The sequence below is a fragment of the Nodosilinea sp. LEGE 07298 genome, from assembly GCF_015207265.1.
Lineage (GTDB): Bacteria > Cyanobacteriota > Cyanobacteriia > Phormidesmidales > Phormidesmidaceae > Nodosilinea.
On the sequence record NZ_JADEXE010000262.1, the window covers coordinates 1 to 9,398 of the forward strand.

10 protein-coding genes are annotated in these 9,398 nt (G+C 58.0%); 9 read left to right on the plus strand and 1 reads right to left on the minus strand.

Annotation, left to right across the window (positions count from 1 at the left end; translation table 11 throughout):
* The 5 genes from IQ273_RS25680 to proC form a co-directional block, all read left to right on the plus strand.
* The coding region (locus IQ273_RS25680; protein ID WP_194025985.1) for a chorismate-binding protein at window positions 1-1,014 on the plus strand (1,014 nt) is incomplete at its 5' end.
* A gap of 138 nt (window positions 1,015-1,152) precedes the next feature.
* Window positions 1,153-1,425 (plus strand): transcriptional coactivator PipX, encoded by a 273-nt coding sequence (pipX, locus tag IQ273_RS25685; protein ID WP_194025986.1) that lies wholly within the window; start codon window positions 1,153-1,155, stop codon window positions 1,423-1,425.
* Window positions 1,422-2,108: a YggS family pyridoxal phosphate-dependent enzyme gene (locus IQ273_RS25690; protein WP_194025987.1), complete on the plus strand. Its 687-nt coding sequence runs from the start codon at window positions 1,422-1,424 to the stop codon at window positions 2,106-2,108. Before pipX ends, IQ273_RS25690 begins: the two co-directional genes overlap by 4 nt.
* A gap of 543 nt (window positions 2,109-2,651) precedes the next feature.
* Window positions 2,652-3,251, plus strand: coding sequence for a cell division protein SepF (locus IQ273_RS25695; RefSeq protein ID WP_194025988.1), 600 nt, complete (start codon window positions 2,652-2,654; stop codon window positions 3,249-3,251).
* 114 nt (window positions 3,252-3,365) lie between these two features.
* The gene (gene proC, locus IQ273_RS25700; protein WP_194025989.1) at window positions 3,366-4,178 is read left to right on the plus strand and encodes a pyrroline-5-carboxylate reductase; all 813 of its coding nucleotides are present in this window, start codon (window positions 3,366-3,368) and stop codon (window positions 4,176-4,178) included.
* Here proC and IQ273_RS25705 read toward each other — a convergent pair.
* Window positions 4,175-5,455 (minus strand): MSMEG_0569 family flavin-dependent oxidoreductase, encoded by a 1,281-nt coding sequence (locus IQ273_RS25705; protein ID WP_194025990.1) that lies wholly within the window; start codon window positions 5,453-5,455, stop codon window positions 4,175-4,177. The two genes, proC and IQ273_RS25705, sit on opposite strands and share 4 nt — an antisense overlap.
* 378 nt (window positions 5,456-5,833) lie before the next feature.
* Between IQ273_RS25705 and IQ273_RS25710 the strand changes: the two genes are divergently transcribed.
* The 4 genes from IQ273_RS25710 (at window position 5,834) to IQ273_RS25725 (ending at window position 9,364) form a co-directional block, all read left to right on the plus strand.
* Window positions 5,834-6,316 (plus strand): MSMEG_0572/Sll0783 family nitrogen starvation response protein, encoded by a 483-nt coding sequence (locus IQ273_RS25710; RefSeq protein ID WP_194025991.1) that lies wholly within the window; start codon window positions 5,834-5,836, stop codon window positions 6,314-6,316.
* 88 nt (window positions 6,317-6,404) lie between these two features.
* Entirely contained in the window at window positions 6,405-7,439 is a 1,035-nt protein-coding gene (locus tag IQ273_RS25715) for a Nit6803 family nitrilase (RefSeq protein ID WP_228053870.1), read from the plus strand.
* A gap of 248 nt (window positions 7,440-7,687) precedes the next feature.
* Entirely contained in the window at window positions 7,688-8,773 is a 1,086-nt protein-coding gene (locus tag IQ273_RS25720) for an MSMEG_0568 family radical SAM protein (RefSeq protein WP_194025992.1), read from the plus strand.
* 72 nt (window positions 8,774-8,845) lie between these two features.
* Entirely contained in the window at window positions 8,846-9,364 is a 519-nt protein-coding gene (locus IQ273_RS25725; RefSeq protein ID WP_194025993.1) for an MSMEG_0567/Sll0786 family nitrogen starvation N-acetyltransferase, read from the plus strand.
* Window positions 9,365-9,398 lie beyond the last annotated feature (34 nt).

Here is a 9,398-nt window from a genome sequence, read left to right on the forward strand (position 1 = left end):
CAACCAGACACCTTTGCCGTCCTCGACCATCAGGCTCAGCGGCTGTGGCTGTTTGCCCCTTCTGAAGCTCAAGTGGATGCGCTGGAGAAGCTGCTGACGCTAACTGTAGATGAAGCTGACTTTGGGCCTGTCGTCGAGAGCGATCGCCCTGCTGTCACCCTGGGTATGGCGGCAGCAGAGTACCAGCAGGCGGTTCTGCACGCCAAGCAGCACATTCAGGCGGGGGATGTGTTTCAGGTCAACCTTTCCCTGCGCTTTTCGACGGTCACTAAGGCCCACAGCTGGTCTCTGTACCGTAGGCTACAGCGCATTAACCCATCGCCCTTTGCCTGCTACTGGCGCACTCCCTGGGGCGATGTGATCAGCTGTTCGCCAGAGCGGTTGGTTAAGCTACAGGATAGTACTGCCCAAACTCGCCCCATTGCCGGTACCCGCCCACGGGGATCAACGCCCGCCCAGGATGCCGAACTCGCTCAAACCCTGCTCAGCAACCCTAAAGAGCGGGCCGAGCACATCATGCTGGTCGATCTAGAGCGCAATGACTTAGGCCGGGTGTGCCAGTGGGGCACCGTGCGGGTGGATGAACTGCTGACTGTAGAGTACTACAGCCACGTGATGCACCTGGTAAGTAACGTAGTGGGAGAGTTGCAGCGCGATCCCCGTTCCGGCAGGCTTGGCCAACGCACACCCATCGACTTGATCCGCGCCGTATTTCCTGGTGGTACCATTACCGGCTGCCCCAAGGTGCGCTGTATGGAAATTATCGAAGACCTGGAGCCGGTGCGCCGCAGCTTGTTCTACGGCTCCTGTGGGTATCTAGACCGGCGCGGGCAGCTCGATTTCAACATTTTGATTCGCACCCTGTTGGTTGGGCATACTAATAGCTTGTCGACAACCTCTACCGTCTGGGGCCAAGTTGGGGCTGGCATTGTCGCCGACAGCGATCCGGCCAGAGAATGGCAAGAATCGTTGCAAAAAGCCAGGGCGCAACTGCTGGCCCTGGGCTTGGGATAGTTCCGCAATTATCTGTAATTAATGGCCTATCTGGTTGAGATTGCGTGCATACAGCACACCAGGTTCTAGAATGCATGTGGCGAATTGAACAGACGTGACCATCATCCTGTCGTAAGGAAGAGTCTCTCTCATACTTGAATGAGCACAGAAACCTATCTCAATCACCCCAATTTTGGCCTGCTTTTCAGAGTGTGCATGGTAGACGACGGTCAAGAGCTATATGCCACCCTGTACGCCCAGCGGCTGTTTTTTGTGGTGACTCACTCTCCTACCGAAGGGCTGGTGTTTCAGCCCCTAGGCCGCAGCAACGCCCGCCTTATGCTGGAAAGTCGCCTGCGCATTTTGCGGCGGGCGGGCCAGCAGGCCGACTATGATCGCTTACAGCACACCTATAAGCAGACCTTTCAATGACCGCTGCCTCCAGCGCCCTGCCCCAGCACTTTGATGAGATTTACCAGAGCATTCCTCCTACGGTTACGTTGATTGCGGTAACTAAGTTTTTGCCGGTAGAAACTATTCGCGCCGCCTACGAGCGAGGGATACGGCATTTTGGCGAAAGCCGGGTGCAGGAGGCGATCGCTAAGCAAGCCCAACTCACCGATCTGCCCGACATCACCTGGCACCTAATCGGCCACCTACAGACCAATAAAGCCCGTAAAGCGGTCGAACACTTCGACTGGATACACTCGGTCGATAGCCTGAAGCTGGCCCAGCGGCTCGATCAGGCTGCCCAAGAGCTAGAGAAAACTCCCCACTGCTGTCTGCAAGTCAAGCTGGTGTCCGACCCGCCCAAGTACGGTATTGATGCCGCCGAGCTAGGCTCGCTGCTGCCTCAGTTTGACCAGTTGATCCATCTCAAACTACGCGGACTCATGACTATTCCCCCTCAGGGGGCGAGTAAAGAGACGGTGCGAGAGGTGTTTACTGGTGCGAAGTCGCTGGCCGATACCATTAATCAGCAAGGCTTTACCCACCTCCAGATCGATCAGCTCTCGATGGGCATGTCGGGGGATTACCAGGAGGCGATCGCCTGTGGAGCCACGATGGTACGGTTAGGTACAGTGCTATTTGGCCCGCGCCCTCCATCGGCCTAACCCTAGACAGCACAAGACAGGGCGTTCTTCGGCTCTGTTTCTAACTCAAACCAGGGCCGGGGAGATCGGCTGGGCCTGGGGTTGAAGCGATCGCCAACGGTCGTTGATTCCGGTGTATTCACCCAGCCAGACGTTACGTTGAGACGTAAAATCAAAACATCATCAGGAAACGTTTAACTAATTGTAAGGTAGCAATTCCTTTTTTTGATTTCGTGTATACTGTGGTCTCAATATTCTGTGTACAGGGTATTAACGCAGAATCCTAAACCTGCTTTGGCTCAGCGAGAAGCGTTTCACTTGGGTGATCGGTTACGACTGGGTTTTTCGTCAGGTTTAGGCGGCCAGATTTAGGTGGTCACAGACCTTCCTAGACGGCCAAATTAGCCCTTAACCCCAAGTTAGCCCACTAATTTTCACAACAGCCGTTGCAAATGGAAATTTGGCGCTATCATGGCCCTCGGATAACCGGAGCATAATGCCTCCCCATCGGTCAATGGCCACGGGGTTGCCTACCTAAGTGATAGTCATCGTGGAGTGTAAGTTGTGAGCAATATGTTTTCTAAATTGCGGGACTTCGTTGGCCTAAACGACCCAGCAGACTACGACTACGAATACGAAGAAATGGACGGTGAGGAGTACCAAAACCTCTACCAAGAAGAGAACACCCAGCCCATTGTGCAACCCCAGCCCGAAGAGGTGCGGCGTGCACGTCCCCGTCGCGAACGTATGATGCCCACTGATGCAGGAATGACCCCGATGGCCAGCAACGTAATTGGTATGCCTGGTGCTATGAACGGCACCTCCGAAGTGGTTGTAATGGAGCCTCGCTCCTTTGAAGAAATGCCTCAGGCCATTCAGGCCCTGCGCGAGCGCAAGTCTGTGGTGCTAAACCTCACCATCATGGATCCTGACCAGGCTCAGCGAGCTGTAGACTTTGTGGCAGGCGGCACCTACGCCATCGACGGGCACCAAGAGCGCATCGGCGAAAGTATCTTCCTGTTTACGCCCAACTGCGTACAGGTCAGCACCCCCACCGAGTACGAAGAAGAAGTCTTCATGGGGCAGCCTCAGGGTATGCCCATGCCCGGTCAAATGCCCCCCGCTCCGACCTGGGGTGCAGAGCCTATGGCTCGCATGGCCTAGCGCTATCTGACTACACTCACAACTCTGACTATCACTGCCCCCAGACTGGCTCTGGGGGCTACCTTAGGGTATGGTCATCACTGACGGCACGAGTAGTAAGTCGTAGGTGAGCGTATGCCCGAGGCAACATTTGGGGTTATCGGCGGCGGGATGATGGGAGAAGCTCTCATTGCCCGCCTTCTTGATCAGGAAATTTTTGCTCCTGGAGTGGTGCTGGTTAGCGACCCCCAGGCGGCCCGGCGAGAGGTGCTGCACCAGACCTACGGCGTGCAGACTACCGCTGAGAATCAATCGGTAATGGATACGGCTGAGACAGTTTTGTTGGCGATTAAGCCTCAAATGCTGACAACCGTAGCGGAAAATTTGAAGCAGCCGACCCGTGAGACACCGCCGCTGCTGCTGTCAATTCTGGCGGGGACAACGCTGGCGCGGTTGCAGGCAGCCTTCCCTACTTGGGCAGTGGTGCGGGCGATGCCAAACACACCTGCCACAGTGGGGGCCGGGGTAACGGCACTGGCGGCAGGGGAATCGGTGAGTGCAGAGCAGCGATCGCAGGCTCGCACCATCTTTGCTAGCGTGGGTACCGTCGTTGAGGTGCCCGAGTATCAAATGGATGCGGTGACGGCTCTCTCGGGCTCGGGACCGGGCTATCTGGCGCTGGTGGTAGAGGCGCTGGCTGATGGCGGCGTGGCGGTGGGTCTGCCCAGGGCCGTGGCGCTGGAACTGGCGATCGCCACCGTACGCGGCACAGGTGAACTGCTGCATCAGGGCGACCTGCACCCCGCCGTGCTCAAAGACCGCGTCACTAGCCCCGGTGGCACCACCATCGCGGGAATTTCGGCCCTGGAGGCGGGAGGGATGCGATCGGCCCTGATGGCAGCAGTGCGATCGGCCTACCTGCGCTCTAAAGAGTTGGGGCAGTCTTAAGATCCCATTGCTACTTCATTGACGGTTTGCGGTATGCGGGGCTGGCTGCCCTGGGCTCGGGTAACGACTTGTTCTGCCAGATATTCCGCGTCGCGGGCAATACCGGAGAAGCGAGCTGACCCCCAGGTGTAGAGCCACGGCAACCCGAGAAAGTACAGCCCTGGCACGGTAGTCACGCCGCGACGGTGACCGGGATAGCCCTGACCATCGAACACGGGCAGCTCGACCCAACTGAAGTTCAAACCGTAGCCGATGCACCAGATCACTGAGGTGATGTTGGCATCGCGGTAGTCGAGGGTAGGGGGGACGGCCTCGGGTTCCCAAACGGGGTGATAGGGATGATCTACTGGGGCATTGATCTTGTTCTTTGCGATATAGCCATCAATGGTGCGCTTGATGCTCTCAGCGACGGCATCGGCCTGGTCCAGGTTTTGCTTCAGATCGTCGCTAAAGGTGAGCTGGGTGCCCTGGATATCGGTTAGCCGACCGTGCAGAGCCATGCCCTGGAGGGCAAAGTGGCGCAGGTCAATTTCACGGCCGCCGCCGCGTCCGGTGACATAGTGGTTGGTTTTGTGGCGCACGGTCTCTTTTTGCGGGTGGTCATCGATCGCCAGGTCGTAGTAGCCCATCTGGTCGAGCCATTCGACTACGTCTTTGCCTCGGTAGCGGCGGGGCGATCGCGGCGCACCCCCTACGCACAAATGCACTTTGCGCCCGGCCAGGTGCAGGTCTTCCGCGATCTGGCAGCCCGATTGCCCCGTGCCTACCACCAAGACCGCGCCCTCGGGCAACGATTCAGGGTTGCGGTACTCGGCCGAGTGCAGCTGTACGATATTGGAATCCAGCCGCTCTGCCAGGCGCGGAATCTTAGGCGTGTGGTAGCCACCGGTAGCCACCACCACCTGGTCGGCAGTAAAGGTACTCTGGCTGGTCACTACCTCAAAACCGTTGCCCTCTCGACCTTTCACCCGTTCTACCTTCACCCCAGTTTTGATCGGCGGGTTGAAGTGACTGGCGTAGCGTTCGATGTATTCTACGATCGCATCGCGGCCCATAAACCCCTCCGGGTCGTTGTCAGGGTAAGAAAAGCCGGGCAGTTGGCACTGCCAGTTGGGCGTCACTAGACAAAATGAATCCCATCGTTTGGTGCGCCAGGAGTGGGCAATCTGATGCTGCTCAAACACCATATGGTCGATGCCCTGGCGCTGTAGGCAATAGCTGATTGACAGCCCTGCCTGCCCGCCACCAATCACGACTACGCCGTAGTGCATGGTCATAAACTAAATCCTGTGTGAGATGCTCTAGGCCTTCTGTTTCGTACCCTAGAGCGTCGCTTAGGGGATACGTGTAACCCTGGCTACCGAAAGCTTTGATCTAGCGTTAGTGGTAGGTCAGGGTGGTGCGATCGCGCTTTCATTGCCCTTCCGTGGCCGCACTTGGGGTGAATTGAGTCATGACCCCTATCGAAAGTGATAGGGGTATTTGTTATTTGGAGAGCTAGATCGCCCCCGCCTTACCCCCGCCCCTGTTGATTAGAGCAGACCTGCAAAGTTTGTAGTTGCCGATACGGGAACTCGTTGAAATCGCCCGTAAGGTGCTGAGACATGCAGCCGTCCATCCAGCGCTGCCAGAAACTTTGCCAGGAGCGAAAATACATGCCCGAAGTAACTACGCCAGCTCACCAGGCTGGAGACTTTTTTGTCGACTACGAAGAAAAGGTTTTTCCCGATGTGCAGGCCGAACCGGGCGAGAAGGCCCTCGTGACCTTCCATACGGTGGCCTTTGAAGGCTCTATCGGTTTAGTTAACCTGTTGCAAGCTACCCGCCTGATCCGCAAAGGCTTTGAGACCTCAGTACTGCTCTATGGCCCTGGGGTCACGCTGGGGGTACAGCGCGGTTTTCCCAAGCTCAACGATGAAGCGTTTCCTGGTCATTTAGCCATGAACAATCAGGTCGTCAAGCTGCTGGAGATGGGCTGCAAGATCTACGCTTGCCGCTTTGCGCTCCAGGCTCTCTACGGCCACGGTGAACCGTCTCTGATTCCCGGTATTCGCCCCATTAGCCCCCTCGACGTGCTCGATATTGTGCTTGTGCATCGCAAAGAAGGAGCCTTCATCCTCGATACCTGGACCATGTAGAACTCTCAATCCCCAGCCCCTCTCCTTGAGAGAGGGGAGGCCCGTAGGGTGGGCACTGCCCATCACACCCCCTCTCATCTCTACCCCCATGGATTACACCCAAACCATCCGAGCCGCCGCCGCCCAGATTAGCCCTGTGCTGTTTAGCTGCGACGGCACCACCGAGAAGGTCTTAGAGACCATCGCCCAGGCGGCCCAGGCCGGGGTTAAGCTGATTGTCTTTCCAGAGACCTTTATTCCCTACTACCCCTATTTCTCGTTTGTGCAGCCCCCGGTTCTAATGGGCAAAGAGCACATGCGGCTGTATGAAGAGGCTGTGGTCGTGCCGGGGCCTGTTACCGATGCAGTCAGTCGGGCGGCTAGGTCCTACGGCATGGTGGTGGTGCTGGGGGTGAACGAACGCGATGCCGGTTCCCTTTACAACACTCAACTGGTGTTTGATGCCGATGGCACCCTGGTGCTAAAGCGGCGCAAAATTACCCCCACTTACCACGAGCGCATGGTGTGGGGCCAGGGAGATGGATCCGGTCTGAAGGTCGTGGAGACGGCGGCGGGGCGCGTGGGGGCGCTAGCCTGCTGGGAGCATTACAACCCCCTGGCTCGCTACGCTCTGATGACCCAGCACGAGCAAATTCACTGCGGGCAGTTTCCGGGGTCGATGGTAGGGCAAATTTTTGGCGACCAGATGGAAGTCACGATGCGCCACCACGCCCTGGAGTCGGGCTGCTTTGTGGTGAACGCCACGGGCTGGCTAACGCCGGAGCAAAAGCAGCAAATTACAGGTGATGAAGTGCTGCAGCGCGTGCTGTCGGGAGGGTGCTACACCGCCATCATTAGCCCCGAGGGAGTGCCCCTGACCGAGCCGATTATTGAGGGAGAGGGGCTAGCGATCGCCGATCTCGACTTCTCCCTCATTACCAAGCGCAAGCGGATGATGGACTCGGTGGGCCACTACGCTCGCCCCGACCTGCTGCGCCTAAAGGTAAACGCCGCACCCTGGTCGGTGACAGAAACGTCCGCCGCCGACCAGGGCTCTCCCGTGGCGGGTAGGGCAGCCCAAGCTGCTTTTGCCGATGCAGAGTCCGGTCCATCCCCCAACGAAGTAGAGCTGCCCGCAGGGTAGGGCAGCGGGCCAGACCTCCGAGTTCTTGGGGCTAATAGCAGGTTTGACGTATGGGCGGCGTACAAGAACCCGGAGGTCTTTCGACACCAAGCCATTTACACGGAGACAGAACCCCGAGTTCTTGGGTCAAACAACCGATCTGGCTTCTGGGTAGCGAATAAGAACTCGGGGTTCTTTGTACACACAGGTCACTCGTCAGGGGTGGCGCAGATTGACGCAGGTTTTTATTGGGTATCCCATAGCAGGCTATGAATAAGCAACGGCTAATTACAGAACTGCAATCCCACGGGCTGCGACTGGTGGATTCGACCCCAGGAGCAGCGGCGCGGCGCGGCGGGGCAGGCCCCTCTGACCACCGCGCCATCACCATCGACGGCACCACCGTCATGGTGCCGGTCTATACCGACAGCGCGGCTCACTCTCCCTATACCCTCAGGGCGACGGCGGCGAGCCCGCTGCATCTAGAAGCTTCAGGGGAAGCCGTTACCCCGATCGACGTGCCCAATGCCCCCCAGTTCTACGGCCTCACCACCGCTGACGGCACCCCCTACTGGAAAATTGCCCTGCTGCACGGGCGCGATGTGTTGGCGACCACGGTGCAGCAAACCTGTATGCGCTACCGCGACCCGGCCACCGCCTGCCAGTTCTGCGCCATCGAGAAATCTCTCGATGCTGGCCGCACCGTTGCCCGTAAGACCCCAGAACAGCTCGCAGAGGTAGCCGAGGCCGCCGTGCGGCTCGATGGCGTGACCCACATGATTATGACGACGGGTACGCCCAATACGAGCGATCGCGGGGCCGCCTACCTAACTGAATGCGCCACTGCCATTCGCCAGCGGGTAAATCTGCCCATTCAGGCCCAGTGTGAACCCCCCGATGACTTTGCCTGGTTTGGCCGTATGAAGGCCGCTGGCATCGACAGCCTGGGCATGCACCTGGAGGCCGTAGATCCTGACGTACGAGCCAAAATTATGCCCGGCAAAGCGGAAGTACCGCTAACGGTTTACTACCAGGCCTTTGCGGCAGCGGTCAAGGTGTTTGGCTGGGGCCAGGTGAGCACTTACTTGCTGGCAGGCCTGGGCGACAGTTTGGAGACATTAGTCGAGGCCAGCGATCGCCTGATTAACCTGGGCGTCTACCCCTTCGTAGTTCCCTTTGTGCCGATTGGCGAAACGCCTCTCTCAAACCACCCAGCCCCCAGCAGCGAGTTTATGTTCACCCTCTACCAGCGAGTGGGCGCATTGCTGAAGCAGTCGGGTATGGCCTCGGCGGATATGAAAGCGGGCTGCGCCAAGTGCGGGGCCTGCTCAGCGCTGTCTACGTTTGAGGGTTGACCCGCCCCTACCCCTCCAAGAGGGGCTTGGCTGACTTGTGATATTCAAACGCTCACTCAACCAACCACGATCATGGCTCTCCATCGCTACAGCTTTGAACTGGCTAAAACTTCCCCCGACTTAGAGGGTTATTTTGCTTTGCGCCAGGCTATTTTTTGCCAAGAACAAGGACTTTTTGACCATGACGATGCCGACAATCTGGATGGTGTCGCTTACCCTATCATCTCTATCGACCATGACGCTAAGCCAGAGGATCGCGTGGTCGGGGTCGTGCGTATCTACGAGAAGTCACCCCGGCTGTGGTACGGCGGACGGCTGGGGGTGCACCCCAACTATCGCCGCGTAGGGCGGATTGGCAAAGGGCTGATTCAGAAGGCGGTGACAACGGCGAATACCTGGGGCTGCGATCGCTTCCTCGCCACCGTGCAAGAACAAAACGTGCGCTTCTTTCAGCGCCTGCACTGGAACTCACTAGAGGAAATGGTGCTGTGCGATCGCCCCCATCATTTGATGGAAGCCGACCTGGCCCACTATCCTCCCAATAGCGAGGAGCGGCCTGTGCTTTCCTGGTCAGTGCAGAAGGTGTCGTAAAGGGTGGATGGGTAGGAGGGTGGATGGGTAGGAG

What these genes read in the sequence shown, in the direction of transcription:
- pipX (WP_194025986.1), top strand. Translation starts at nt 1,153, where the DNA reads ATGAGCACAGAAACCTATCTCAATCACCCCAATTTTGGCCTGCTTTTC.
- IQ273_RS25690 (WP_194025987.1), top strand. Translation starts at nt 1,422, where the DNA reads ATGACCGCTGCCTCCAGCGCCCTGCCCCAGCACTTTGATGAGATTTAC.
- proC (WP_194025989.1), top strand. Translation starts at nt 3,366, where the DNA reads ATGCCCGAGGCAACATTTGGGGTTATCGGCGGCGGGATGATGGGAGAA.
- IQ273_RS25705 (WP_194025990.1), bottom strand. Translation starts at nt 5,455, where the DNA reads ATGACCATGCACTACGGCGTAGTCGTGATTGGTGGCGGGCAGGCAGGG.
- IQ273_RS25710 (WP_194025991.1), top strand. Translation starts at nt 5,834, where the DNA reads ATGCCCGAAGTAACTACGCCAGCTCACCAGGCTGGAGACTTTTTTGTC.
- IQ273_RS25715 (WP_228053870.1), top strand. Translation starts at nt 6,405, where the DNA reads ATGGATTACACCCAAACCATCCGAGCCGCCGCCGCCCAGATTAGCCCT.
- IQ273_RS25720 (WP_194025992.1), top strand. Translation starts at nt 7,688, where the DNA reads ATGAATAAGCAACGGCTAATTACAGAACTGCAATCCCACGGGCTGCGA.
- IQ273_RS25725 (WP_194025993.1), top strand. Translation starts at nt 8,846, where the DNA reads ATGGCTCTCCATCGCTACAGCTTTGAACTGGCTAAAACTTCCCCCGAC.